Raw genomic sequence first — 24,448 nt, 5'->3', positions numbered from 1 at the left:
TTCTGCAAGGCTGGCGGTGAGGATTGCACCGCCAATACCACCGCCGACAGCCTGCGTCACGATTGATCCGATGTCGAAATTTCCGTCCTGGAGATATGCGGCAACCGAAGGCCAAACGAGCGTGATGGATCTGACCTAGCACGCCGCCGCCCGCGAGGTCGGCGATCGTATTGTCCAATGCGCCGAGATCAAATGACGGGAAGGTTTGCCGGCAGCATTCCCGCCGAGTGCGCCTTGCGACGAGCCGGGGGAACTCGTACGGCCAGAGAGGGGGTACGGAAAGACCGGGCGTCCGCAATTGCAGCTCAGGCACAACGTTCACCGAAAGTGCCGAAAGTCATACGCTTGGCGCCGCGGTTTCGGCTGGACTTCCGACGCAAACGGAGCGTTCGTGCAGCAACACATTGAGGTAAACAGTGGAGCGTGTGCGGTGGATGTCCAATGGATCGAGCCGGCCATTACGGCCTGCCTTAAGAACGTTCACGCCAAGCTCAAGGAGGCCGAGCAGATTGCCAGAGCCGCAGCCGCTTGCGCAGAGATGGGTAGCGTCAGCGAGGGCGTGCGCGTTTCCATGGAAATCGAGCAATTAATCTATGACGCCGGGCGGCTGCAGGATGCGGCGTCCCTGTTCCGAACGTTGCTGCGAACATGAAATGCGCAAGTCGCCGCCGTGCGGCTCGGGACAAGTCGCCTTTCGCTGATTGCGGCCGCAAGACTTTGATCGGGGCTTCGACGATGACCTCGATGACGTCGCGCCGCCGTTCCCCACTCTCATACCGGGCGACAAAGGATTGCGGCCAGACAAGGGTGTCGGCGAGTGCTTGCTGGCGGATGCCGGCCTTCTATCGTGTCGCAATAAGATGCGCGATCGTGCGATGATATTCGGCGACTGGAGGATTTTTACATCGCCCCGCATTCGGGCGGCTAGCAATTTGATCCGATATTGGGATTATCCTGGAAAAGGATAGTCATTGACCGTGATCGCGTAGTCTTGCGCCACCCCGCTCGACTTCGTGCGCCCCGCAAGCGAACTGTTCGGATGAGGCGGGAGGCAGCGGGCATGACCCAAATGGTCCAGCGAGATGACGTCCTTGGATTCGCGCCGACACACTCGGCGGATTCGAGCGCGCGCGAGAAGCTGGTCGAGCATCTGTTTCTGGGCGAATTGTTGCGTACGCACACGACGAGGGCCGCCCGATTGACGCATGCGCGCGGGTCTCGAGAGCGCTATGATGGCGTTGGGTGAAGATCAGGCGGCCCGCTGATCGGAGGGCTCTGCAGCCTGGCGCAGAAGCTTCCATTCCCAGGGCAGCAGTTCGTGCAGACGCGAAGTGGGAAGATCGGCGATACGGGTGAGGACGTCGGCAAGCCAGGCCTTTGGATCGACGTCATTGAGACGACACGTCGTGATCATCGTCAGCATGATGGCGGCACGGTTGGCCCCACGCTGGCTGCCGGCGAAGGTCCAGTTACGCCGTCCCAAGGCGATGCCTCTCAATGCGCGTTCAGCGCAATTGTTGGTCAAGCAGATCCTGCCGTCGTCGAGGAAGCGGGCGAAGCCCTCCCAGCGCCTGAGCATGTAGTTGATCGGCTTCAGGACCTCGGACGAGCGCGAGAGGGTTTCGCGCTCGCGCAGCAGCCAGGCGTGCATGTCGTCGAGAAGCGGCTTGCTCTGTTCCTGGCGGACGGCGCGCCGGTCGTCAGCGTCACAGCCGTTGATGGCGCGCTCGATCTCGAACAAACAGCGGCTCGAAGCCGTTGTAGCAATCGGCTTGCAGGATGCCGGCGAAGGCGGCCAGATGCTTCTGGGGATGCTCGCCTCGTCGGTCACCCGAGGCGTAATAGACCGCCGCAGGCGGCGCAGGCCCGGCAAAGGGCCGATCATCCCGTACATACGTCCAGATCCGTCCGGTCGTGCACTTGCCCTTCGCCAGGATCCGGATGGTAGTGTCATCGCCATGAAGGCGCTCGGCAGCGAGCACATGGCGTTCGATCAGGTAGAAGAGCGGCATGACCGCGAAGGTCCCGTGGCCGACCTGGTCCGCCAGCGTCGACAACGACAGGTCGATCCTCTCGCTCTTGAAGCGCGCGCTTTGGCGGTTGAGCGGGATATGCATGCCGAACTTGTCGAACAGGATGGTCGCCAGCAATTGTGGACCGATGAAGCCGCGCGGCGTGGCATGGAACGGCGCAGGCGCCTGACTGATCGTCTCGCAATCGCGGCAGGTGAACTTCTCGCGTACCGTCTCTATGACCTTGAAGCGGCGCGGGATCTCCTCCAGCGTCTTGGTCACATCCTCGCCGACCTTCGCCAGCCGTGATCCACCGCAGCAGGCGCAGGTCGTTGGAGCTTCAACGTTCGATGTCATGAAGCCATTGAATCAGATCGAGCAGCAGATTCAAATCGTAAAAGCGGCTATCCGACCCGCGTCGGCCGATGGGTTTCTTGAGGGTTACGCCAATCGATTCCGGACAACAGGTAGCTCATCTGAGCCGGCGAGATCGTCACAGCTTCACCCGCAACCGATGGCCAGACGAACTTTCCTCTCTCGAGTCTCTTGTACCTCAACTGAGAATGCAGACTCTTCGGATGCAGCGCGGCAGTTTGTGCGGGTGATGCATCCATTCCACCCATTGTTTGGGCGGCAGCTTCTCTGCGTCGGCAAACGATACAACCGGTATGGCGAACGCCTCTTGCTGCAGGGCGACGGCGCGACCGTATGGTCGGTTCCTCCGCAATGGACGGACCTTGTGAGCCCGGACGCAGAGATCGTCATGGGTCATGGACGGGCACTTTTGCGTACTTTCGACCTGATGGAGCTGGCCAGCCTGGTGAAGCGCCTTTCCGACGGGGCAGCGTTGCGATCGCGCGCAAACCGTAAGGATGATTATGCCGCAGATGTAAGGTGATTAATGCCGCATCAGCCCTCTTTTGTCCGCATCGCTTCATCAAATACGGGTTATAAATGCGCTATAGGCTACTTTCGCGACCTTGACAGCGATGCATTTAGCGGCGTAAATATATTTACGTTAACGCCTTCTTGTACGCTCGGAGCCGACGGTGCCGGCGAAGCACGACAGCAAGCGCTCAAAGATCGACGCCCTCCTCGAGGAGGGCACGCTCAATCCGACGCCCGAGAAGGTGCGCGATCCAAAGTTTCAGGGAAGCGAGTTCTTCGATCCGCACGACGCCGTGCAGGTCAAGTACGAGATGCTGCGCCGTGTCTCGATCGACAACGCTTCGGTGACGGAGGCTTCCGACGAGTATGGCGTCTCCAGGCCGACCTACTACCAAGCGAAGGCGAGCTTCGATGCCGCCGGGATTGCGGGACTGGTCCCAAAGAAGCCGGGCCCCCGCGGCCCCCACAAGGTCCAGGGCGAGGTCCTCGCCTTCCTGCAGGCGCGGCTGGTCCCGGGCGAGCCGGTTCGCGCTCGGGAGCTGGCGAGCTTGATCCGCGCCGAGCTCGGCATCGAGGTTCATCCCAGGACGATCGAGCGAGCATTAAAAAAAACTGCCGGATGAACACCCCACGACACCGGCGTGTTCGATCCTCTCGACCGCCATTGCGGCCCAGTATGAGGTGCTGCGTATGGCAGCTCTCGGCGAAGCGCTGCCGCCTACGGCCCGCAGTGGCCTCATGCTTTTTCTGCGCCGGGGCATGTGGGGGTGGGCGCAGACGCTGGCCGCCGCAGCCCCCGTTCAACAGTTAGTTGCCTCGTATACTCCACCAGTGCCGCGTAACGAGCACACAGCTGTCGTTTACGTGCTCGCGACAATGGCGATGAGCACACCCGAGCGGAGAACGCCATGAAGGAGTCCCTCAAAGTCCAGCCTCACCACCTCGAACGGGGTGCCTACCTCTACATTCGCCAGTCCTCGATGCGACAAGTCATCGAGAACGTCGAGAGCGCGAAGCGGCAATATGCACTTCGTGGACGCGCAATTGCCCTTGGCTGGCGCGACGAGAAAATAATCGTCATCGACAGCGATCAGGGCGAGTCCGGTGCATCGGCTGTCTGGCGCGAGGGCTTTCAGCGCCTGGTCAGCGACGTCGGCATGGGGCACGCCGGCATCGTGATGGGCCTGGAGGTCTCCCGCCTGGCGCGGAACAATGCTGACTGGCAGCGTTTGCTGGAGATCTGCGCACTAGCCGACACCCTGATCCTCGATGAGGATGGCGTCTACGATCCGTCAAGCTTCAATGACCGCCTCCTGCTCGGGCTCAAGGGCACAATGAGTGAGGCCGAGTTGCATGTGATCAAAGCAAGGCTGCGCGGCGGAATCCTCAACAAGGTCAGGCGCGGCGAGTACCGCTGCGTCTTGCCAACCGGGCTGATCTATGACCACTCCGGCAACGTGACGTTCGATCCCGACACTCAGATCAGGGAGACAATCGTCCATTTCTTCGACACGTTCTCTCGCGTGGGCTCCGCATGCCAGACCGTCAAGGCCTTTCGCAAGGAGGGCCTTCTGTTTCCCTCGCGTCTGCGCAACAGCGAGACCACGGTGTTTCGGACACTGACCGCGTCAACGGCGATACGCGTCTTGAACAATCCGCGGTATGCCGGCGCCTACGCCTATGGACGCCGGCGCTATCGACGAACCATCGACGGTAAGAAGACTCTGCAGCGGCGTGACCACGATGACTGGCTGGCTTGTATCCCGGATGCCCATCCCGGCTACATCACGTGGGAGCAGTTCCAGGAGAATCTCAAAATTCTCAAGACCAACGGTCGAGGATATGAAGTGGCGCGCGCATCGCCTCCTCGGGAGGGGACGGCACTGCTGCAAGGACGGGCGGTGTGCGGGCAATGCGGTAAACATTTTCGCATCCGCTACACTGCCCGGCGCGGACGGCTGGATGCCTGGTACGTCTGTGATCGCGCTCACGGTTATCGTGGCGAGCCAAACTGCCAGTCAATCGCCGGGCCTCAGATCGATAAAGCCATCGGCATGCTGATTGCCGAACAGATGACGCCGGCCGCCGTCGAGTTGACGCTCGACATCCGCAAGGAGATCGAAGCCAGGTATGAGGAAGCAGACCGGCTGCGCTGTCGGGCGATCGAACGGGCCAAAATCGAAGCGGATCTCGCTCAGCGCCGCTTCATGTTGGTCGACCCCAATAATCGTCTCGTCGCCGACACGCTCGAAGGCGAATGGAATGACAAGCTCCGCGTGCTGGCCAAAGCCCGCGACGATCGCGAGCGCGCGCGAGAGCAGGATCAGCTTTTCCTCGATGAAGCTGTTCGCGAGCGGCTGACCGCGATGACCGTCGACTTCAAAAAGCTTTGGGCAGATCCAGACACGCCGGATCGTGAACGCAAACGGCTGCTCGCCCACATCATCGAAGATGTCACCCTCATCAAGATGCCGGCGGAACGAACCACCAAAATTCATGTTCGCTTCAAGGGCGGCAAAATCCAAACGCTCACCACCATGAGCCCAAAATCTTCCGCGCAGCAGGTCAAGACGCAACCCGGTATCGTCGAGTTGGTCGACAAGCTCCTCGACAAACACATCTGTTCAGGGATTGCCGAACTTCTCAACCAGCAAGGATATCGCCCGGGTGGATCAGCGCGCCCTGGCCGCCACGAGACCCGCTTCACGGCCTTGCGGGTCGCATATCTCGTCCATCGCTATGGCTTGCGCTCGCGCTATGACCGACTGCGAGATCGCGGAATGCTGACAAAACGGGAAGCCGCGGCGCGCCTTAACATCCACGAAACGACCCTCGCAAGGTGGGCTGAACATGGACTCGTTACCAGGCATGCCTACAATGCACACTATTGCCTATACGAGATTCCCACATCGAACCTGCCCCGCAAGCAATGCAGCCGATGGAATCGTCTTGTCGATCGAGCCGCCGCCCTCACGACGTCACTGGTGCTAAAACCCTCAACTGAAGCTGAAGGAGGTGTAGTATGAATGCACGTAGTTGGTGAACAGGCATGCTCCCTGGCCATCGTGCCAGATCACCTTCACAAGATCGCTTCGGCGACCGCGGAAGACGAACAGATGACCGCTGAGCGGGTCCTTGCGCAGCACCTCCTGCACCTGGAGTGCCAACGACGGAAAGCCTCGGCGCATGTCCGTGTAGCCTGTCGCGAGCCACACTCGCGCGCCCGTGGGAACTGGGATCATCTGCCAGCGCGGAGAACGTCTGCGGGCCAGCGTTCCTCACGGCCACTGGAAAACAACTACCTGCGTAGCCGCTCTAACCACACGCGGCATCATCGCGCCCTGGGTGCTCGATGGCCCCATCAACCGCGACGCCTTTGAGACCTATGTCGAAAAGGTGCTCATTCCTGAGCTGCCAGACCACGCCATCGTCATCATGGACAACCTCTCCAGCCACAAAAGGCCCCGCATACGTGAGATGATCGAGGCGGCCGGCGCTACGCTTCTCTATCTTCCGCCCTACAGTCCCGACCTCAATCCGATCGAGAATGCCTTCGCCAAGCTCAAAGCAAATCTGCGGAAGGCCGCCGAACGCACCGTCGGCGGCCTTTGGGATGCTGTCGGGCGCATCATCGACACCTACACGCCCACGGAATCCACAAACTACTTCATCGCCGCGGGCTACTTGCAACCTGATCGGCTAACGCTCTAAGCGCGCCGATGAGGAGGCCGAGGCCGTCATGAGACATTCGCCGCTGATCGCGATAGGCTCTGTAACGAGCAGGGAAGGCCGTGGGTGAGTTTGGCACCGTCGGGGCAGCCGGACAGGGCCGGAATCCTTTATATTTCAACGTCGAGCAAAGTGTTGCGCGCACCGAGCCTCGATCATTTTTTTTCGCATCGGCTCATCACGGCCAAAACGCAACGTCGGATTTCCCGCCGCCGCTCGACCGATGTGATGACCTCTGCTCGCGACATCGTCGGAGCGCTCTTCCCAGGATTACCCCCATGACCTGCAGCGCTGCGTCCGTCAAACCAGGCAGGCCCCCAATGGAGGGTACATTCGCCGGTCGGCTTTGCCTCGCCGACGGAGGTTGCGCTTGTCACCTGGCCTTCCTCGGCCGGCCAAGTTTTGGCCGAGCTGACCGCCTTCTGGGTGGCAGCGCTGCGACTGTGAAAGAGACGCCAAACGCCGCAAAAAGTTTAACGATACGGCCGAGCTGCGGATCAACTTTCCCTCCGAAGGACTTATACAGGGTTTCCCGAGGAATCCCCGAAGCTCGTGCCAGCGCCGACATGTTTTGCGCACGGGTTACGGTTTTGAGCGCGCAGACGGCCTCGTTTAAATTGTTCCGTTCGAAGGATCGGTCCAAATAATGAGCGATCGATGTTGGGTGATGCATTCCAAAGTCGTTCTTATCCCCGGCCGCAGCGCAAAAAGCATTTGATTCGGACACGGCGGCAACCACGAAGCGTATATTCAACGCCTCGAAAAGCATGAGCACGCGGCTCAAATCGGGATCTACTTTGCCGCCAAAAGTGCGATAGAGGCTGTCGCGGCGCAGTCCCGCATCTCGTCCTAGAATCTGAACATTTTGTGCCCGCACGACCACGCTGAGGGAGGTCAGAATCTCGGAAAGCTCATTTTTCTCAAACTTATCTGATAGATAGGCGGCAATCGCTTGCGGATCATCGCGCAGCGGTTCGAACAACACTGAGCTTCCCATTTTTCAAATGTTGGCCACTGTGTCGGTTGAGATACAGCATTTGTTCCGGCCAGCAGTATTATGGCCTTGAGACATTTATAGCTTGGGGATCAGAAATGAAGAAGGTCATCGCAGCGCTTGCCGTGCTCGGCGCTTTTACCTCAGCGGCATCGGCTGCCGACCTGGCGGCTCGGCCCTACACCAAGGCTCCCGCTCCGATCGCGGTGGCGCCAAGCTGGACCGGCTTCTACATCTTCGGCGGCGGCGGCGGCGGCATCTGGGACGCTGACACGGGCGTCCAGTCGACCGTCACGGGTGCGCCGATCCTCGGCTTCAACCAGCGCCAGGGCGGCGATGGCTGGTACGGCACCGTCGGTGCCGGTTACGACTGGCAGACCGCCAACAGCTGGGTCATCGGCGTGTTCGCCGATGGTCAGTTCGGCAGCCTGAAGGGCACCATCCAGGATCAGGATCTGGGCATCGCAGGCAATATCAAGAACGACTACAGCTGGGCCGTCGGTGCGCGCCTCGGCTATCTGATCGCCCCGAACGTTCTGTCCTACGTCAACGCCGGCTACTCCAACTCGCACTGGAAGGGCACCACGCTGTTCGACACCGCGACCGCTCTTCCGGTCGGCGGACATACCAACAGCTTCGATCGCAACGGTTGGTTCGTCGGCGGCGGCGTCGAGAACAACCTGAACATCTTCGGCATCACCGCGCCGGGCTGGTTCATGAAGACCGAGTATCGCGCCGCTTACTACGACAACAAGAACATCTCGGAGCTGGTCGACGGCACCAACATCTCGAACGGCCGCGACATTACCTTCAAGCCGTTCGTCCAGACCATCAGCACCTCGCTGGTCTACCGCTTCAACTGGACCGGCCCGGTCGTCGCTAAGTACTGATAGTGACGCCTTCACCAACGTCGAAGCCCCGGGCAACGCCCGGGGTTTTTTAATCGTAGTGGACCGTAAACATCCGCATTCATCTTCTCGCGGTACATGCGATCGGCGAGTTTAACGATCTGTTCCAAGAGGGGATCGGGTTGTGTCTATGCTTGACCGTAGGCTTAAGTCGGACGTGGCCGCGCGCATCTCGCCCCGGAGAGCCGTCGAACGGCACTTGCTCTTCGGCGACCCGTCGCGCGCTGCGGTAAGCCTAGCAGCCCGAATAGCGCCGGTCGGGATTATGAAGTTGATCCAGATAGGCGATGCCGAACACGGTCAAATCGTCCCGCTTGCCCACGGAGAGTAACGTCTCCAGGTAGGCCCTCGTTTTGGCGAGAGACTCTGCGTCCACCTCCCGGCCATACCCGGCAATAACGTCGGCCAAAATCTCACTCAAGAGGCACGCTCCCGCGCTGCAACCCGTGCAGTGCAGCACCCGACCGAAAGACTGTCAATCCCAGCATTGAGACAAGCCCTTTCTCGCGAGCGCCTTGGGTTCGATGTGGGCGGTTATGGCCTGCTTCCAAAATGACCGTAAATCCGGGCAGTACTGGGAGTGTAGACGATGGCGGGACAGTTTTTTGGGACACAGCGCAGTGATCCGCGCGATTATCTTACGAGCTGGCGCGAGGTAATGGATCAGATCCAAGGATTTTTTGCAGGCTGTTATCTCCCTGTTCGATACCTGTTAGGTACCTGTTCGGGACCTGTTTGCTTCCTGATGGGCGCCTGTTTCACTGCCTGTTTCTTGCGCGTCAGGACCGCTTGGTCTCCTCATAAGGCCCCAAAATCCCTCAGGAAATAGCTCTATCTCGCTCCTTGAGCGATCTAGTTTTCAGAAATAACAGGGCCGGCCTCGTAAGATTGGAGAAGCGCGTCTCCCGTTATCGCTCGTCCACAATCACCTTGCCGTCGTTCGGCAGCGAGCCGATACCGACGAGCTCGACGGAGCCCCCCAGCTTGGTGACCGCACGCAGCGTCGCAGCAACTTTACTCAACAGGGCATCCGACGCCGAGGCACATTCGGCTCTCAGCGTCATCGCGTCGGCCTCGCCGGCGCGCGTGACGACGAGGCGCAGCCGTCCAAGCTCGGGATGGCGCTTGCCGATCTCCGCGATCTGCTCGGGGCGCACGAACATGCCCTTCACCTTGGTGGTCTGGTCGGCGCGCCCCATCCAGCCCTTGATGCGCGTGTTGGTGCGTCCGCAGCGGCTGGCGCCGGGCAGGGCGGCGGTCAGATCGCCGAGCGCGAGGCGGATCCAGGGATGATGCGGATCGAGCGAGGTCACCACGATCTCACCGACGTCACCCGGCGTAACCGGATCGCCGGTGCCGGGCTTGACGATCTCCAGGATCAGGTCCTCATTGACCGTCATTCCCTCGCGCGCCGCAGTCTCGAACGCGATCAGGCCGAGATCGGCGGTGCCGAAGGCCTGGTAGGCCTCGACGCCGCGCGACTTCATCTCTTCCTGCAGCGATTTCGGAAATGCCGCGCCTGAAACCAGCGCGCGCTTGATCGAGGATACGTCGCGGCCGGCGGTGGCGGCGGCGTCGAGCAGGATCTTCAGGAAGTCCGGGGTGCCGCTATAGCCGAGCGGGCGATAGGCTTCGATCAGCTCGAATTGCTGCTCGGTGTTGCCGGGGCCCGCCGGGATCACCGCACAGCCGAGCGCCCGCGCCGAGGCGTCGAAGATGAAGCCGCCGGGGGTGAGGTGATAGCTGAAGGTGTTCAGCACCACATCCCCCTCGCGGAAGCCCGCCGCAAACAGCGCCCGGGCGCCGCGCCAAGGGTCCGCCTGGCGGCCCTCCGGCTCGAAGATCGGTCCGGGCGAGGTGAACAGCCGGGCGAACGAGCCGGGCGTGTCGGCCACGAAGCCGCCGAACGGCGGAGCGGCTGTGTGCAGGGCCGGCAGTTCCGACTTGCGGAGCACCGGCAGCCCGGCCAGCGCCTCCCGGCTGGTGATGGAGGCGGGATCGGTGCCCCTCAGCAAATTGGCATAGGCGGGCGCCGCCATCGCCTTGCGCAGCACCTCGGGCAGCCGGGCGAACAATCCGGCCTCGCGCTCGGCCGGATCGCGCGTTTCAAGGGCGTCGTAATGGTCGGTCATGGCAGGTCCTTGAGAGGATGTGCGCGGGTTGCGTGCCGGTCCGCCCGTGCTATCAGACGGTGACCGCTGACATTGGGACGGTTCCAGGGAGCACGATGGCTGAGGCAGAAAGCGTTGCGGCGGACGGGGCCGCCGATGTCGTCGCGAGGCTGAAGCGCCGCGTCGTCGACCAGGCCCTGCCGCTGTGGTCGACCGCAGGCTGGGACAGCATCGCCGGCGGCTTTGTCGACCGGCTGCACCAGGACGGGACAGCGGACCGCGCGGCCCCGCGCCGGATCATGGTGCAGGCCCGCCAGATCTATTGCTACGCCAAGGCGGCCCAGCTCGGCTGGTACCCGGAAGGACGCGCGGTCGCGCTGAAGGGGCTGGACTACCTGCTGGCCAAAGCCAAGGCGCCGGACGGCCGGCCCGGCTTCGTCTACAGTCTGACGGCCGAGGGCGGCGTGCACGATCCGCTGCGCGACACCTACGGCCACGCCTTCATGCTGCTCGCGCTCGCGACCGCCTACGGCCTCGACCAGGACGCCCAGATCCGCGCCGAGATCGACGCGCTGCTGTCGTTCCTCGATACCCAGCTGCGCTCGCCCCATGGCGGCTTCCACGAGGGCCTGCCGCCCTCGATGCCGCGCCGGCAGAACCCGCAGATGCATCTGTTCGAGGCGATGATCGCCTGCTTCGACGCGACCCACGATTTGTCGTTCCAGAACCGCGCCGGCGATTTCTTCGCGCTGTTCCTCGCCAGCCTCTACGAGAAGCAGACGCGCACCCTCGGCGAATATTTCGAGGAGGACTGGTCGAAGATCCCGCCGGTCAGCGTCGAGCCCGGGCACCTCGCGGAATGGGTCTGGCTGCTGAGGGGATTTGAGCGGATCACCGGCTGTCCGACCGGGCGACCGCGCGGCGAGCTGCTGGCGTCGGCGCTGCGCTATCGCGACGCGGCCACCGGCTGCCTGGTCGACGAGGGCGACGCCGAGGGCAACATCCGCCGCCACACACGTCGGCTGTGGCCGCAGAGCGAGCTGGCGAAGGCCTGGATCGCGCAGGCCGAGTCGGGCGAAGCCGGCGCGGCGGACGAGGCGCGTGCGGCGCTGGTGCTGCTCGAGCGGCACTATCTCGGCCATGCCGTGGCCGGCGGCTGGTACGACCAGTTCGACCGCGACGGCAATTCGCTGGTCGACACGATCCCGGCGTCGTCGTTCTATCATGTGCTCTGCGCGGTTACTGAAGCCGAGCAAGTGCTCGGATAGAACCGCCTTCCTGGTCTGACGCGTTTTCTGCACACGCAACTCCGCCCGAAAACGCTCGCTATCCTCACAGCCAGCGCTTGCGCCGCTTGAAGCTCTTCAGGTTCTTGAAGCTCTTGCGCTGGTCGCCGGCACCGCCGAGGTAGAATTCCTTGACGTCCTCGTTGTCGCGCAGCTCGTCGGCGGAGCCGTCGAGCACGACCTTGCCCTGTTCCATGATGTAGCCATGGCTCGCGACCGAGAGCGCTGCGCGCGCATTCTGCTCGACCAGGAGGATCGTGACGCCGAGATCGCGGTTGATCTCCTTGATGATCGCGAACACTTCCTTGACGAGCAGAGGCGATAGCCCCATCGACGGCTCGTCCATCAGGATCATCTTCGGGCGGGCCATCAGCGCGCGGCCGATCGCCAGCATCTGCTGCTCGCCGCCGGAGAGATAGCCGGCGAGGCCGGTGCGCTCCTTCAGGCGCGGGAAATACTTGAACACCATGTCGATGTCATCGGAAACCTCGCCGTCGCGCCGGGTGAAGGCGCCGAGCCGCAGGTTCTCCAGCGACGTCATGTCGGCGACGATGCGGCGGCCTTCCATCACCTGGAAGATGCCGCGGCGGACGATCTTGTCCGGATCGATGCCGTTGATGCGCTGGCCCTCGAACAGGATCTCGCCGCGGGTGACCTCGCCGTCCTCGGTCTTGAGCAGGCCGGAGATCGCCTTCAGCGTGGTGGACTTGCCGGCGCCGTTGGCGCCGAGCAGCGCCACGATCGCGCCCTTCGGCACCTCGAGGCTGAGGCCGCGCAGCACCAGGATGACGTCGTCATAGACGACCTCGATGTTGTTGACGCTGAGCAGCGGCGGCGGCGGGACTGCCGTCGGCTCCGGGCGGGTGGCTTCGAGGGTTTCGTTCATGGTCCGTGTTACCCTTCGACGTCATTGCCGGGCATAGCCGTCCGAAGGACGGCGTCGCTTCCGCTCGCCTTTGACCCGGCAATCCATCGATCGGAATACGTCTTCGCTTGATGGATGCGCGGGTCGAGCCCGCGCATGACGATGTGTGGACGTGATCGGCTGTCGCCTCACCACCCAAACCATTCCGGCTTGCGCGGCAGGTCGACGGTCTTCACCTTCTCGAGCTTGATCGTGCCCTTGCCCATCAGGTCGTTGATGTCGCCATCGGTCGCGCCCGAGACCTTCGAGCGATACAGGTCGACCTTCGTGGTCGGGCGGTGATCCTTCTCGGTCCAGGTCGACGGATTGCAGACGCCGTCCATGCCGGCCGGCACCCAATCCTTCTTCTGGTAGAAGCCCTTGGCGACGTTCTCGCCGGTGGCGCCGCCGTTCTTGGCGGCCCAGTCGAGCGCTTCCTTCAGATAGAGCGCGCTGCAGACCGCGGCGATGTAATGCACCGGCCGATAGACCTTGCCGGACGGGTCGGACATCTTGGAGATTTCCATTACCGTCTTCATGCCGGGGGCGTTGCCGCCCCAGCTCACCGCGGTGCGGAGCGGAAAGATCACGCCGTCGGCTGCATCGCCGGCAGTCTTGGCCGCGTTCTCGTCCATGCCCCAGACATTGCCGAGGAACTGGACGTCGACGCCGGCGGTCTTGCAGGCCTTCAGCACCGAGATGTTCGAGGCCGCCGTGTTGCCGAGATAGGCATAGTTCGCGCCGGAGCTTTTCAGGCTCAGACACTGCGCCGAGTAGTCGCCGGGGGAGAGCGCGAATACCAGCGGCGGCAACACTTCGAAGCCGAGCTCGGTCGCCAGCGCTTCACCGGCCGCCTTCGGCGCGTTCGGATACGGATGGTTGGCGCCCATGTGGACGAATTTCGGCTTGCCGGGCTTGCCCTTGGCCTTCCAGTCCTCCGCAGCCCAGGTCAGCATCGCGCGCATCGAGTCCGAATAGCTCGGGCCGTAGAAGAAATTGTACGGCGCGGGCTTGGCCTTGCCGCTGGTGCCTTCCGGATCGGTCAGCGCCGCGGCGTAGGAGCCGGAGATGTCCGGGATCTTGTCCTGCGCCAGGAAGCCGGTGAGGGCTTCGGTATCCGCCGTGCCCCAGCCCATGATCGCCGCGACCTTGCCGTCGGGCGCCGACCACTTCTTGTACAGCGCGATGGCGCGCGGCACCTGGTAGCCATAGTCGTTGCTGTCGACATTGAGCTGCTTGCCGCCGATGCCGCCATTCTTGTTGACCCAGGCGAAGGTGTCGGCGACGCCCTGGCCATAGGGGGTGCCGACGTCGGACGTGCCGCCCGAGAGGTCCTGCAGATGGCCGATGGCGATCTGCGCCTGCGCGGTGGCGGCCGCGCTGCTGATCAGCAGCGCAACGGAGACCGAGCTCAAAAGGGATCTAATCGTCATTTTTGCTTTCCTCCTGCTTATTCGTTGAACCGAATTTTGAGTTGCGTTCCGTGCCTTGCGTCAATGCGAGAACGGGTAGAGCTTCCAGTAAGCCTTGATCTGCCGCCAGCGATGCGCGAGGCCGTCGGGCTCGAACATCAGGAAGCCGATGATGATCAGGCCGATCGCGATCTCGCGCAGAAAGGTGATGTTGTTGTTGAGCTGCAGCGCCTTGTCGATGGCGCCTCCCTTCAGCCAGGCGCTCAGCCATTCCATCGATTCCGGCAGCAGCACCACGAAGGCCGTGCCCATCAGCGTGCCCATCACCGAGCCGGTGCCGCCGATGATGACCATGGCGAGGAACAGCACCGAGCGCTCGATGCCAAAGCCTTCCTGCGAGACCACGAGCTGATAGTGCGCGTAAAGCGCGCCGGCGATGCCGGCAAAGAAGGCGGCAAGCCCGAATGATAGCGTCCGGTACTTGGTGAGGTTGATCCCCATGATCTCGGCCGAGAGATAGTGATCGCGGATCGCGACCAGCGCGCGGCCGTCGCGGGTGCGCATCAGATTTGTCACGAGCAGGTAGCTGATCACCATATAGGCGAGCACGACGTAGAAATACTGGCGGTCGCCGCGCAGGGTGTAGCCGAAGATCGAGAACGGGTTGGCGCTGGCCGGCACCGAGCCCCCCGAGAACCATTCGGCGCGCGAGAAGAAGTCGAGCAGGATGTACTGCGCCGCGAGCGTCGCGATCACAAGATAGAGTCCCTTCAGCCGCGCCGCCGGCACGCCGAAGATCAGGCCGACCAGCGCCGTGACGACGCCGGCGAGGGGGATGGCGAAGAACACCGGGATCGGCGCGTTGTTGGAGATGTAGGCCGAGGTGAACGCGCCGAACAGGAAGAACGCGGCGTGGCCGATCGAGATCTGGCCGGTGAAGCCGACCAGGACGTTGAGGCCGAGGGCCGCGATCGCGAAGATGCCGATCTGGATCGCGATCGAGAGCAGGTAATTGGACAGCAGCATCGGCGCGAAGCAGGCGAGCACGATGCCGAGGATCGCGAAATTGCGGCTGGTCGCGGTCGGGAAGATCGTGGTGTCGGCCGCATAGCTGGTGCGGAAATCGCCCGAGGGGATGAGTGTGCTTGTCGCCATTGATCAGACCCGCTCAATATCCTTGGTGCCGAACAGGCCGTACGGCTTGATCATCAGGATGATGATCAGGACGTAGAACGGCGCGATCTCGTAGAGATTGCCCCAGTGCAGGTACTGGCTGTCGACATACTGGGCGACGTTTTCCAACAGCCCGATGATGATGCCGCCGAGCACGGCGCCGCCGACCGAGTCGAGCCCGCCCAGGATCGCGGCCGGAAACACCTTGATGCCGTAGGCGGAGAGGCCGGACGACACGCCGTTGACCACGGCGACCACGACACCGGCGACCGCCGAGACGGTGGCCGAGATCGCCCACGCCATCGCGAACACGTTCTTGACGGAAATGCCGAGCGACTGCGCGACCTGCTGGTTGAAGGCGGTGGCGCGCATCGCAAGGCCATATTTGGAGGCGCGGAAGAACCAGGCCATGCCGACCATCATGGCGAGCGAGACCACGAGGCTCATGACATAGACGGTCTGGATCTGCAGCCCGAACAGGCTGACCGACTGGCTCTGGAACACGCGCGGGAACGGCTGCGGGTTGACGCCGAAGATCCACTTCAGCGCGGCCTGGAACACCGTCGACAGGCCGATCGTCACCATGATCACGGAAATGATCGGCTCGCCGATCATCGGACGCAGGATCACGACCTGGATCGCGATGCCGAAGATGAACATGAAGACCAGCGTGATCGGCATGCCGACCCAGAACGGCACCTGATACTTCGTCAGCAGCGCCCAGCACACCCAGGCGCCGACCAGCAGCAATTCGCCCTGCGCGAAGTTCACGACCTGTGTCGCCTTGTAGATCAGCACGAACGACATCGCGACCACGCCATACAGCGTGCCGACCACGAGGCCATTGACGATCAGCTGGATCAGGAACTGGGTGTTCATGGGGTCTCGCCGAATTTGTGGCTCGTCATCGCCGGGCTTGACCCGGCGATCCATCGCGCAAGAAAGCCGTCCTTGCGAAGAGGATGGATGCGCGGGTCAAGCCCGCGCATGACGATCGAGCTTGCTATCATCGACGGTCTCATTCCGCGGCCTCCGCGAGCACGGCGCGGCCGAGATCGACGACCTCGAGCGTGGTGCGGACGCGCTGGGTCGAGCCGTCCTGGAAGCGGATCACGGTGTCGACGGGGATGCTGGCCTTGCCGCGGTAGATCGCATCGATGATGTCGGCGTATTTCTCATTGATGACGCCGCGGCGGACTTTTCGGGTACGGGTCAGCTCGCCGTCGTCGGCATCGAGCTCCTTGTAGAGCAGCAGGAAGCGCGAGATGCGTTGCGCCGGCGGCAGGGTGGCATTGACCGTCTCGACCTCTTTCTTGAGCAGCGCATAGACTTCGGGCCGCGAGGACAGGTCGGTGTAGGTCGTGAACGAGATCCGGTTCTTCTCCGCCCATTTCGAGATGATCGAGTAGCGGATGCAGATCATCGCGGCGAGCGCGTCGCGGCCGGCGCCGAGCACCACCGCCTCGGCGACATAGGGCGAGAACTTCAGCTTGTTCTCGATATATTGCGGCGAGAAGCGCTCGCCGCGCGAGGTCTCTGCGAGATCCTTGATGCGGTCGATCACGACAAGCTGCCGGTTGTCGTTGTAGTAGCCGGCATCGCCCGAATGCATCCAGCCGTCCTTAATGTCGGCGACCGATGCTTCGAGGTTCTTGTAATAGCCATGGAACATGTTGGGATGCCGCACCACGATCTCGCCGACGCCGTTGACGTCGGCATTGTCGATGCGGATCTCGATGTTTTCGGCCATCGGCACGCCGGTGGTGTCGGGATCGACCTTGCCTTCGGGATGCAGCGTGTAGGCGCCGAGCAGCTCGGTCTGGCCGTACAGCGTGCGCAGCGGCACGCCCATCGCCTGGAAGAACTTGAAGGTATCCGGTCCGAGCGCCGCGCCGCCGGTCGCCGCCGAGCGCAGCCGCGTGAAGCCGAGCCGGTCGCGCAGCGCACGGAACAAGAGCTGGTCGGCGAACACAGAACGCTTGCCCTCGGCAAGCGCCGCCAGCCCGGTCTTCATGCCGAGGTCATAGAGCCGCTGCTTGAACGGCGAGGCCTCCATCACCCCGGCGCGGACGTCGGCCGCGATCGATTCCCAAACCCGCGGCGCGAACAGCACGAAGGTCGGCGCGATTTCGCGGAAATCGTGCATCATGGTGTCGGGCTCTTCGACGAAGTTGACCTTCATCCGGGAGAGCAGCCCTTTGCCCAGCGCGTAGATCTGTTCCATGATCCAGGGCAGCGGCAGCACCGAGACATATTCGTCGTCCGGTCCCTTCGGATCGAAGGCGAGATAGGTCGCGCAGTGCCGCAGCACGCGCCCGGCCGAGAGCATCGCAAGCTTCGGGTTGGCCGTCGTGCCCGAGGTGGTGCAGAGGATCGCGACGTCCTCGCCCTTCGTAGTGTCGACCAGTCGCTCGTAGAGCCCAGGCTCGCGCGCGGCGCGGTCGCGGCCCAGCGCAACGAGCTTGCTCGCCTCCATCAATCGCGGATCGTCGTATTTGCGCATGCCGCGCGGGTCGGAATAGACGATGTGCTTGAGGTGGGGCACGCGATCGGCCAGGCCGAGCAGCTTGTCGACCTGTTCCTCGTCCTCGGCGAAGACCAGCTTGGCCTCGCCATAGGTCAGGAGATAGGCGGCTTCCTCGTCCAGCACGTCGCGATAAAGACCGAGGCTCATCGCGCCGATCGCGTGGGCCGCGATCTCGGCGGCGACCCAGTCCGGACGGTTGTCGCCGATAATGCCGATCACGTCGCCGCGGCCAAGCCCGAGCTCGACCATGCCGAGCGCGAAATCATGGGTGCGGGTCTGGTAGTTGTTCCAGGTGAATTCGCGCCACAGCCCGAAATCCTTCCCGCGCAGCGCGATCTCTTGGCCGTGCTCCCTCGCGTTCAGGCGCAGCATCTTGGGAAAGGTGTCGGCCTGCGCGGCGCGACCGGCATAGTCCATCATGCGGCGCTCTCCCGCACCGCCGGCTTGTCGTCGGGATCGACCAGCGCCTCGTCCTCTTCGCCGAGATAGGCGCGCTTGACATGGGGATCGGCGAGCACGGTGGCCGGATCGCCCTCGGCGATCTTGCGGCCGAAGTCGAGCACCATGACGCGGTGGGAGATGTCCATCACGACGCCCATGTCGTGCTCGATCATCATCACCGTCATGCCGAACTCTTCGTTGAGATCGACGATGTAGCGCGCCATGTCTTCCTTCTCTTCGAAGTTCATGCCGGCCATCGGCTCGTCGAGCAGGATCAGTTGCGGCTCGAGCGCCATCGCGCGGGCGAGCTCGACGCGCTTGCGCAGGCCGTAGGGCAGGGTGCCGGCGGTCGCCTTGCGCACCGATTGCAGATCGAGGAAGTCGATGATCTCCTCGACCTTGCGCCGGTGCTCGAGCTCCTCGCGGCGCGCGCCGGTCAGCCAGTACAGCGATCCCGTGATGAAGTTGTTCTTCAGGAGGTGATGGCGGCCGACCATGATGTTGTCGAGCACGCTCATGTGGTGGAACAGCGCGAGATTCTGGAAGGTCCGGCCGATGCCGAGCCGGGGCCGCGCGTTCGGGTTGAGGCCGGTAATGTCCTGGCCGCGATAGAACAGCTGGCCTTCGGTCGGCCGGTAGCGGCCGGAGATACAGTTGACGATCGAGGTCTTGCCGGCGCCGTTCGGGCCGATGATGGAGAACAGCTCGCCCTCGTTGACGCCGAAGTTCACCTCGGTCAGCGCGCGGACCCCGCCAAAGCGCAATGAGACTCCGCGCACCTCGAGACTATTAGCCACCCTGTTCCCTCCAGATACGGGCGCTTTGGCGCGCTCTTTATCTTCGCTTCGATCTTACTCTTCGATCTTACATGGGCCGCCGAAGGGAGACCATCCGACTAATGATGCCGGCGTTCGGGAGCATCGCTTGACCCGATCGCCTGCGTCATGCGCGGTAACGCCGCACCCGCCTGCAAGCCCGTCCCTCGCGTCGTCCGCCTTCAGCGATCCATCAAGGAGCTGCGCGACGTTACGCGAGGTGGCTCTGAATACGAGAAAGCGATAGGTTGAATTGTCATGTGCCCGACATTTGGTCAGGAATTTTCGCTGGCATTCCAGGCCTCGGGTCCCTGGCTTCGCGCACGGCGTTGCTGCGGTGCAATATCGTTGCAGTCTCTTGGGGTAGGACGCCGTCGCTAGAATGATTGCTGCTGATTACCTGAGGCGCATCGCGGCCTGGTCGCGCGAACTGAGCGAGCAAGAAATCGAAATCGCACGCGCCGGCATTACCGAGAAATCCTATCGCGCCAACGAATTCATCTTCATGCGCGGCGACTACTTCCAGTATTGGACCGGCATCGTCACCGGGCTGGCGCGCATGGGCATCGTCTCGCGCGGCGGCAAGGCGGCGAGTTTCGCGGGCCTCACCGCAGGCGCGTGGTTCGGCGAGGGGACCGTGCTCAAGAATGAGCCCCGGCGCTACGATGTGGTCGCGCTGCGCGACACGCGACTGGCGATGATGGATCGCCGGACCTTCGTCTGGCTGTTCGAGAACAGTGTCGGCTTCAACCGATTCCTGGTCGGCTCGCTCAATGAGCGGCTCGGCCAGTTCATCGCGCTGCTCGAATATGGCCGCACGCTGGACGCCACGGCGCGGCTGGCGCGCTCGATCGCCTCGCTGTTCAATCCGATTCTCTATCCCGACCTGACGCTGCACCTTGAGATCACCCAGGAGGAGATCGGGGCGCTGTCGGGAATCTCCCGGCAGAATGCCAACCAGTGCCTGAAGCGGCTCGAGCGGGAAGGGCTGTTGCGGCTCGAATATGGCGGGGTGACCATCCTCAACCTCGACCGGCTGCGGCACTACGGCGAGTGACGGGTTCCGGGCGCATTGAGCCGTTTTCGCAGACCTAAAGTCCTGATTTCAAACGATTAAGCCATTAGACTTGGGGCAGGCTGGATGCTACAGACCGGCCTCGTCGGGATTCGCGCGGTTTTCGCGCTCTCTGGAGATGACATGGCGGTTAAGGATTCGGCGGCTCAGGACTCAAAGCGGCGCGTTGCGCTGATCACCGGCGTTACCGGGCAGGACGGCGCGTATCTCGCCGAGTATCTGCTCGGTCTCGGCTACACCGTGCACGGGATCAAGCGCCGGTCGTCCTCGTTCAACACCGCGCGCGTCGACCATCTCTACCAGGATCCGCATGCCGGCAACGTGCCGTTCCTGATGCACTATGGCGACATGACGGATTCGACCAATCTGATCCGCCTGGTGCAGCAGATCCGGCCGACCGAGATCTATAACCTCGCCGCCCAGAGCCACGTCCAGGTCAGTTTCGAGAGCCCGGAATACACTGCCAACGCCGATGCGATCGGCGTGCTGCGGCTCTTGGAGGCGATTCGCATCCTCGGCATGGAAAAGGAAACGCGGTTCTACCAGGCCTCGACCTCGGAGCTTTACGGGCTCGTGCAGGAGGTGCCGCAGAAGGAAACCACGCCGTTCTATCCGCGCTCGCCCTATGGCGTCGCCAAGCTCTACGGCTACTGGATCACGGTGAACTACCGCGAGGCCTATGGCATGTTCGCCAGCAACGGCATCTTGTTCAACCATGAGAGCCCGATCCGCGGCGAGACCTTCGTGACGCGCAAGATCACCCGCGCCGTCGCCCGCATCGAGGTCGGCCTCGAGAACAAGCTCTATCTCGGCAATCTCGACGCCAAGCGCGACTGGGGCCACGCCCGCGACTATGTCGAGGGCATGCACAGGATCCTGCAGGTCGACGAGCCCGGCGACTTCGTGCTCGCGACCGGCGAGACGCGGTCGGTCCGCGAGTTCGTCGAGCTGGCGTTTGCCGAGGTCGGCCGCAGCATCGAATGGCGCGGCAAGGGCGTCGAGGAGGTCGGTGTCGACAAGGCGTCCGGCAACACCCTGGTGCAGATCGATCCGACCTATTTCCGCCCGACCGAGGTCGATCTTCTGATTGGCGACGCCAGCAAGGCGCGCGCCAAGCTCGGCTGGGCGCCGAAGACGCCGTTCGCGCAGCTGGTGAAGGAAATGGTCGCCAGCGATCTCGTCGAGGCCAGGCAGGACGCGGCCAATGGCAAGCACGGCGTTTGAGCTGAAGGGCAAGACGGTCTTCGTTGCCGGCCATCGCGGCATGGTCGGCTCGGCGCTGATGCGCCGGCTGGCGCGCGAGGAGGCCGATCTCCTGACGGTGTCGCGCAGCGAGGTCGATTTGCGCGACCAAACCGCGGTTAACGCCTGGTTTGCCGCGAAGCGGCCGCAGGCCGTGTTCCTCGCCGCAGCCAAGGTCGGCGGCATCGTCGCCAACAACACGCTGCGGGCCGAATTTCTCTACGATAATCTGGCGATCTCGAGCAACGTGATCCAGGCAGCGCACGCCAATGGCTGCGAGAAGCTGATGTTCTTCGGCTCGTCCTGCATCTATCCGCGCCTGGCGCCGCAGCCGCTGCGCGAGGATTCGATGCTGACCGGCCCGCTGGAGCCAACCAACGAGCCCTATGCCATCGCCAAGATCGCCGGCATCAAGATGGCCGAGGCCTATCGCAGCCAGTACGGCGCCGATTTCATCAGCGTGATGCCGACCAATCTCTACGGTCCCGGCGACAACTATCACCCCGAATACAGCCACGTCGTCGCCGCGCTGATCCGCCGCTTCCACGAGGCCAAGGTTTCGGACGCCGGCAACGTCGCGGTGTGGGGCACCGGCACGCCGCGCCGCGAATTCCTCTATGTCGACGATCTCGCCGACGCCTGCATCCATCTGATGAAGACCTATTCATCGCCCGAACTGGTCAATATCGGCACCGGCGAGGACATCACCATCGCCGAGTTCGCGCGCGTCGTCGCGGCCGCCGTCGGCTATCGCGGCGAGATCAGCTTCGACACATCGCGCCCGGACGGCACGCCGCGCAAGCTGCTCGACGTCGGTCGGCTGGCGAGGCTCGGGTGGCGCGCCACCACCTCGCTCGAGGATGGCATCGCCCTCGCGTACCAGGCCTATCTGCGCGAGACGAAGTGACGCGGTAAACCTCCCGCCCTCCGACTGAGAATATCTGTCGGCTTGGCGACGCCGCGCGGCTAGGATGTGCGTGCCCAAGCGTGCCGCAAGAGCCGCCAGTGCGTCGGAGGAGACATCATGAAGGTTCTACGCCGCCAGTTCCTGCAACTTGCAGCCGCTACGGCGGCGCTTCCGCTCACATTTGGAAAAGCGATTGCCGAGGCCTATCCGGCGCGGCCGGTTCGCCTCGTGATCGGCTATACCCCTGGCGGTTCGGCGGACCTGACGGCGCGCCTGATGGGGCAGTGGCTGTCGGAAAAGCTCGGGCAATCCTTCATTGTCGAGAACCGGCCGGGCGGCGGGACCAACATCGCCACCGAGCAGGCGCTGCGCGCGGCGCCCGACGGCTACACCCTGCTGCTGGTCGCCCCGGCCAATGCGATCAATGCGACACTCTACCAGAAGCTGCCCTTCGATTTCATACGCGAGATGGAGCCGATCGCAGGCATCATTCGCTTTCCCAACGTCGTGGTGGTGCACCCCTCGCTGCCGATCAAGTCGATTCCCGAGTTGATCGCCTATGCAAAGGCCAATCCCGGCAAGCTCAACATGGCGTCCTCAGGCAACGGTTCGACGATCCACATGTCGGGCGAACTGTTCAAGATGCTGACCGGCATCAACATGCAGCACGTGCCTTACCGGGGCGGCGCGCCGGCGCTCACCGATATGCTGTCCGGCGTGATGCAGGTGATGTTTGACAATCTTCCGACCTGCGCCGAGCACGTCAAATCCGGCAAGCTGCGCGGCCTTGCGGTCACCAGCACGACCCGTTCGGACGTGCTTCCGGACCTGCCGCCGGTCGCCGACTTCCTGCCGGGTTACGAGGCGAGCGCCTGGTACGGCCTTGCGGCGCCGAAGAGCACGCCGCCTGAAATCGTCGACAGGCTCAACAAGGCCGTCAATGAAATCCTCGCCGATCCCAAGGCCAAGGCGCGCTTTACCGAGATCGGCGCGATCATGCTGCCGGGCTCGGCTGCCGACTTCGGCAGACTGGTGGCCGACGAGACCGAGAAATGGGGCAAGGTGGTCAAGTTCGCCGGCGCCAAGGTTGATTAGCTTCGCGCCGCCGCGCGCGGCGGCGCCTTCGACAGCGCCGTCGCCATTGCCGAGATCAGCGGTTTCATGAAGAACGCATCGTTCGCCGGGTAGATGTCGGTGGATAGGCCATAGGTCTTCAATTCGTCGGACACCACGGGCCCGACCGAGGCGATCGGCGTTTGTTGCAGGCCCTCGCGCAATTGCGCCTCGCATCGATGCGCCTGCGCCACCTCGAGCAGGCGGCGAACCTGTCCCGAACTCGTGAGCGCGATCGCGTCGATGCGGCCCTGCGCCATCTCCTCGATCGCGGTGACGATGTTGGCGTCGGCGGCCTGCGCATCATAGACATAGGGCAGCACCGTATCGACCTCGGCGCCCTGCGCCTTGATCGCGCCGATCAGGGTGGCGTGATCCTTGTCCGGATAGAGCTGCAGGCCGAGCCGATGGCCGCTCAGGTTGAGCTTCGACATCATCTCGGCGACGCCTTCGGACGTCGGCTTTTCGGTGGTCATTTGCGGTTCCAGGCCGATCTCGCGCAGCGCCCGGCCGGGCTTGGGGCCGCGGGCGAATTTGCGCGCCTTGGCGAGGCCATCGACGAACTCCCGCTCGACGCCGATCCGGCGCACGACCTTCATCAGCCGGCGCAGGCCTTCGCCGGTCATCAGCACGAGGTCGTCGAGCGGCCGTTCGATGGCGCGGTGAATCCAGGCCTCGATCGGCGCTGCGTCAGGCGCATCGTGTATGGTGAACATCGGACATTGCAGCACGTCGGCGCCCTGTTCGGCGAGCAGGCGGGAAAACTGCGCCTCCTCGCGCGTTTCGAGGATCAGGATGCGGTAGCCGTTCAGCCGTTCAGCCATGATGGTCCCTAACAAACATTGTCGTCATTTGTTCGATTTGACCCCCGCACCGGGATTGGCGCAAGGCCGCCTGCGGTGTAGACGGGG

The 24,448-nt window shown here is 63.2% G+C and carries 21 protein-coding genes and 2 pseudogenes; 11 read left to right on the top strand and 12 right to left on the bottom strand.

Annotated features, from left to right (window positions below):
- The first annotated feature begins 391 nt into the window (after window positions 1-391).
- Complete coding sequence (locus tag ACVW1B_RS21280; protein ID WP_456822161.1) at window positions 392-652, top strand: hypothetical protein; 261 nt, start codon at window positions 392-394, stop codon at window positions 650-652.
- A 597-nt stretch (window positions 653-1,249) separates the two neighbouring features.
- Here the strand turns inward: ACVW1B_RS21280 and tnpC are convergent.
- Window positions 1,250-2,357, bottom strand: a pseudogene (gene tnpC / locus ACVW1B_RS21275) (IS66 family transposase); the annotation flags it as partial.
- On the opposite strand from tnpC, the gene ACVW1B_RS21270 reads away from it, so the two are divergent.
- The 3 genes from ACVW1B_RS21270 to ACVW1B_RS21260 all read left to right on the top strand — a co-directional run bounded on the left by ACVW1B_RS21270 (window position 2,251) and on the right by ACVW1B_RS21260 (window position 5,926).
- Complete coding sequence (locus ACVW1B_RS21270; RefSeq protein WP_456822160.1) at window positions 2,251-2,910, top strand: DUF5372 family protein; 660 nt, start codon at window positions 2,251-2,253, stop codon at window positions 2,908-2,910. The pseudogene tnpC and the gene ACVW1B_RS21270 sit on opposite strands and share 107 nt — an antisense overlap.
- A gap of 151 nt (window positions 2,911-3,061) precedes the next feature.
- Window positions 3,062-3,523, top strand: a complete 462-nt coding sequence (locus ACVW1B_RS21265; RefSeq protein WP_229172375.1) for a helix-turn-helix domain-containing protein — start codon at window positions 3,062-3,064, stop codon at window positions 3,521-3,523.
- Between the two features lie 285 nt (window positions 3,524-3,808).
- On the top strand, window positions 3,809-5,926 hold the full coding sequence (locus ACVW1B_RS21260) for a recombinase family protein (RefSeq protein ID WP_456822159.1): 2,118 nt from the start codon (window positions 3,809-3,811) through the stop codon (window positions 5,924-5,926).
- Here the strand turns inward: ACVW1B_RS21260 and tnpB are convergent.
- On the bottom strand, window positions 5,897-6,142 hold the full coding sequence (tnpB, locus tag ACVW1B_RS21255) for an IS66 family insertion sequence element accessory protein TnpB (protein ID WP_456822158.1): 246 nt from the start codon (window positions 6,140-6,142) through the stop codon (window positions 5,897-5,899). The genes ACVW1B_RS21260 and tnpB overlap by 30 nt on opposite strands.
- Before the next feature lies 1 nt (window position 6,143).
- Between tnpB and ACVW1B_RS21250 the strand changes: the two are divergent.
- Window positions 6,144-6,611: pseudogene (locus ACVW1B_RS21250) on the top strand (IS630 family transposase); the annotation flags it as partial.
- A 391-nt stretch (window positions 6,612-7,002) separates the two neighbouring features.
- On the opposite strand, the gene ACVW1B_RS21245 reads toward ACVW1B_RS21250, so the two are convergent.
- Window positions 7,003-7,614 carry an addiction module antidote protein gene (locus tag ACVW1B_RS21245; RefSeq protein ID WP_456822157.1) on the bottom strand — a complete coding sequence of 204 codons (612 nt, stop codon included), beginning with the start codon at window positions 7,612-7,614 and terminating at the stop codon, window positions 7,003-7,005.
- Between the two features lie 107 nt (window positions 7,615-7,721).
- On the opposite strand from ACVW1B_RS21245, the gene ACVW1B_RS21240 reads away from it, so the two are divergent.
- Complete coding sequence (locus tag ACVW1B_RS21240; RefSeq protein WP_456822156.1) at window positions 7,722-8,513, top strand: outer membrane protein; 792 nt, start codon at window positions 7,722-7,724, stop codon at window positions 8,511-8,513.
- A 253-nt stretch (window positions 8,514-8,766) separates the two neighbouring features.
- Here the strand turns inward: ACVW1B_RS21240 and ACVW1B_RS21235 are convergent, their stop codons facing one another.
- Window positions 8,767-8,952: a hypothetical protein gene (locus ACVW1B_RS21235; RefSeq protein WP_429037017.1), complete on the bottom strand. Its 186-nt coding sequence runs from the start codon at window positions 8,950-8,952 to the stop codon at window positions 8,767-8,769.
- A 487-nt stretch (window positions 8,953-9,439) separates the two neighbouring features.
- Window positions 9,440-10,663 (bottom strand): phenylacetate--CoA ligase family protein, encoded by a 1,224-nt coding sequence (locus ACVW1B_RS21230; RefSeq protein WP_456822155.1) that lies wholly within the window; start codon window positions 10,661-10,663, stop codon window positions 9,440-9,442.
- A 95-nt stretch (window positions 10,664-10,758) separates the two neighbouring features.
- Between ACVW1B_RS21230 and ACVW1B_RS21225 the strand changes: the two genes are divergently transcribed.
- Entirely contained in the window at window positions 10,759-11,910 is a 1,152-nt protein-coding gene (locus ACVW1B_RS21225; RefSeq protein ID WP_456822154.1) for an AGE family epimerase/isomerase, read from the top strand.
- A gap of 64 nt (window positions 11,911-11,974) precedes the next feature.
- Here the strand turns inward: ACVW1B_RS21225 and ACVW1B_RS21220 are convergent, their stop codons facing one another.
- From ACVW1B_RS21220 to ACVW1B_RS21195, 6 genes are all read right to left on the bottom strand, one after another.
- Window positions 11,975-12,814: an ABC transporter ATP-binding protein gene (locus tag ACVW1B_RS21220; protein ID WP_456822153.1), complete on the bottom strand. Its 840-nt coding sequence runs from the start codon at window positions 12,812-12,814 to the stop codon at window positions 11,975-11,977.
- A gap of 167 nt (window positions 12,815-12,981) precedes the next feature.
- A complete protein-coding gene (locus ACVW1B_RS21215) occupies window positions 12,982-14,265 on the bottom strand; it encodes an ABC transporter substrate-binding protein (protein WP_050383787.1) in 1,284 nt (427 codons plus the stop codon).
- 60 nt (window positions 14,266-14,325) lie between these two features.
- A complete protein-coding gene (locus tag ACVW1B_RS21210) occupies window positions 14,326-15,399 on the bottom strand; it encodes a branched-chain amino acid ABC transporter permease (RefSeq protein ID WP_057020451.1) in 1,074 nt (357 codons plus the stop codon).
- 3 nt (window positions 15,400-15,402) lie between these two features.
- Window positions 15,403-16,296 (bottom strand): branched-chain amino acid ABC transporter permease, encoded by an 894-nt coding sequence (locus tag ACVW1B_RS21205; protein WP_028343071.1) that lies wholly within the window; start codon window positions 16,294-16,296, stop codon window positions 15,403-15,405.
- Window positions 16,297-16,435: 139 nt separating this feature from the next.
- A complete protein-coding gene (locus tag ACVW1B_RS21200; protein ID WP_456822152.1) occupies window positions 16,436-18,364 on the bottom strand; it encodes an AMP-binding protein in 1,929 nt (642 codons plus the stop codon).
- The gene (locus tag ACVW1B_RS21195; protein ID WP_456822151.1) at window positions 18,361-19,182 is read right to left on the bottom strand and encodes an ABC transporter ATP-binding protein; all 822 of its coding nucleotides are present in this window, start codon (window positions 19,180-19,182) and stop codon (window positions 18,361-18,363) included. Before ACVW1B_RS21195 ends, ACVW1B_RS21200 begins: the two co-directional genes overlap by 4 nt.
- Window positions 19,183-19,582: 400 nt before the next feature.
- On the opposite strand from ACVW1B_RS21195, the gene ACVW1B_RS21190 reads away from it, so the two are divergent.
- The 4 genes from ACVW1B_RS21190 to ACVW1B_RS21175 all read left to right on the top strand — a co-directional run bounded on the left by ACVW1B_RS21190 (window position 19,583) and on the right by ACVW1B_RS21175 (window position 23,519).
- On the top strand, window positions 19,583-20,257 hold the full coding sequence (locus ACVW1B_RS21190; protein ID WP_456822150.1) for a Crp/Fnr family transcriptional regulator: 675 nt from the start codon (window positions 19,583-19,585) through the stop codon (window positions 20,255-20,257).
- A gap of 141 nt (window positions 20,258-20,398) precedes the next feature.
- Window positions 20,399-21,499, top strand: a complete 1,101-nt coding sequence (gene gmd / locus ACVW1B_RS21185) for a GDP-mannose 4,6-dehydratase (RefSeq protein WP_304557736.1) — start codon at window positions 20,399-20,401, stop codon at window positions 21,497-21,499.
- The gene (gene fcl / locus ACVW1B_RS21180) at window positions 21,480-22,424 is read left to right on the top strand and encodes a GDP-L-fucose synthase (protein ID WP_456822149.1); all 945 of its coding nucleotides are present in this window, start codon (window positions 21,480-21,482) and stop codon (window positions 22,422-22,424) included. Before gmd ends, fcl begins: the two co-directional genes overlap by 20 nt.
- A 117-nt stretch (window positions 22,425-22,541) precedes the next feature.
- Window positions 22,542-23,519 (top strand): tripartite tricarboxylate transporter substrate binding protein, encoded by a 978-nt coding sequence (locus ACVW1B_RS21175; protein WP_456822148.1) that lies wholly within the window; start codon window positions 22,542-22,544, stop codon window positions 23,517-23,519.
- Here ACVW1B_RS21175 and ACVW1B_RS21170 read toward each other — a convergent pair.
- Complete coding sequence (locus tag ACVW1B_RS21170; RefSeq protein WP_456822147.1) at window positions 23,516-24,361, bottom strand: uroporphyrinogen-III synthase; 846 nt, start codon at window positions 24,359-24,361, stop codon at window positions 23,516-23,518. The genes ACVW1B_RS21175 and ACVW1B_RS21170 overlap by 4 nt on opposite strands.
- Window positions 24,362-24,448: the final 87 nt, after the last annotated feature.

This window comes from Bradyrhizobium sp. USDA 4502, assembly GCF_054063355.1.
The sequence above is the reverse complement of the archived record's forward strand: the minus strand, read 5'-3'. Positions and strand labels throughout refer to the sequence as shown.

Bases quoted from the DNA above. Each gene is read 5' to 3' on its own strand.
- ACVW1B_RS21170 (WP_456822147.1), bottom strand. From the start codon at position 24,361: ATGGCTGAACGGCTGAACGGCTACCGCATCCTGATCCTCGAAACGCGC.
- ACVW1B_RS21205 (WP_028343071.1), bottom strand. From the start codon at position 16,296: ATGAACACCCAGTTCCTGATCCAGCTGATCGTCAATGGCCTCGTGGTC.
- ACVW1B_RS21240 (WP_456822156.1), top strand. From the start codon at position 7,722: ATGAAGAAGGTCATCGCAGCGCTTGCCGTGCTCGGCGCTTTTACCTCA.
- ACVW1B_RS21190 (WP_456822150.1), top strand. From the start codon at position 19,583: ATGATTGCTGCTGATTACCTGAGGCGCATCGCGGCCTGGTCGCGCGAA.
- ACVW1B_RS21215 (WP_050383787.1), bottom strand. From the start codon at position 14,265: ATGACGATTAGATCCCTTTTGAGCTCGGTCTCCGTTGCGCTGCTGATC.
- gmd (WP_304557736.1), top strand. From the start codon at position 20,399: ATGGCGGTTAAGGATTCGGCGGCTCAGGACTCAAAGCGGCGCGTTGCG.
- ACVW1B_RS21230 (WP_456822155.1), bottom strand. From the start codon at position 10,663: ATGACCGACCATTACGACGCCCTTGAAACGCGCGATCCGGCCGAGCGC.
- fcl (WP_456822149.1), top strand. From the start codon at position 21,480: ATGGCAAGCACGGCGTTTGAGCTGAAGGGCAAGACGGTCTTCGTTGCC.
- tnpB (WP_456822158.1), bottom strand. From the start codon at position 6,142: ATGATCCCAGTTCCCACGGGCGCGCGAGTGTGGCTCGCGACAGGCTAC.
- ACVW1B_RS21225 (WP_456822154.1), top strand. From the start codon at position 10,759: ATGGCTGAGGCAGAAAGCGTTGCGGCGGACGGGGCCGCCGATGTCGTC.
- ACVW1B_RS21210 (WP_057020451.1), bottom strand. From the start codon at position 15,399: ATGGCGACAAGCACACTCATCCCCTCGGGCGATTTCCGCACCAGCTAT.
- ACVW1B_RS21260 (WP_456822159.1), top strand. From the start codon at position 3,809: ATGAAGGAGTCCCTCAAAGTCCAGCCTCACCACCTCGAACGGGGTGCC.
- ACVW1B_RS21220 (WP_456822153.1), bottom strand. From the start codon at position 12,814: ATGAACGAAACCCTCGAAGCCACCCGCCCGGAGCCGACGGCAGTCCCG.
- ACVW1B_RS21270 (WP_456822160.1), top strand. From the start codon at position 2,251: ATGACCTTGAAGCGGCGCGGGATCTCCTCCAGCGTCTTGGTCACATCC.
- ACVW1B_RS21200 (WP_456822152.1), bottom strand. From the start codon at position 18,364: ATGATGGACTATGCCGGTCGCGCCGCGCAGGCCGACACCTTTCCCAAG.
- ACVW1B_RS21175 (WP_456822148.1), top strand. From the start codon at position 22,542: ATGAAGGTTCTACGCCGCCAGTTCCTGCAACTTGCAGCCGCTACGGCG.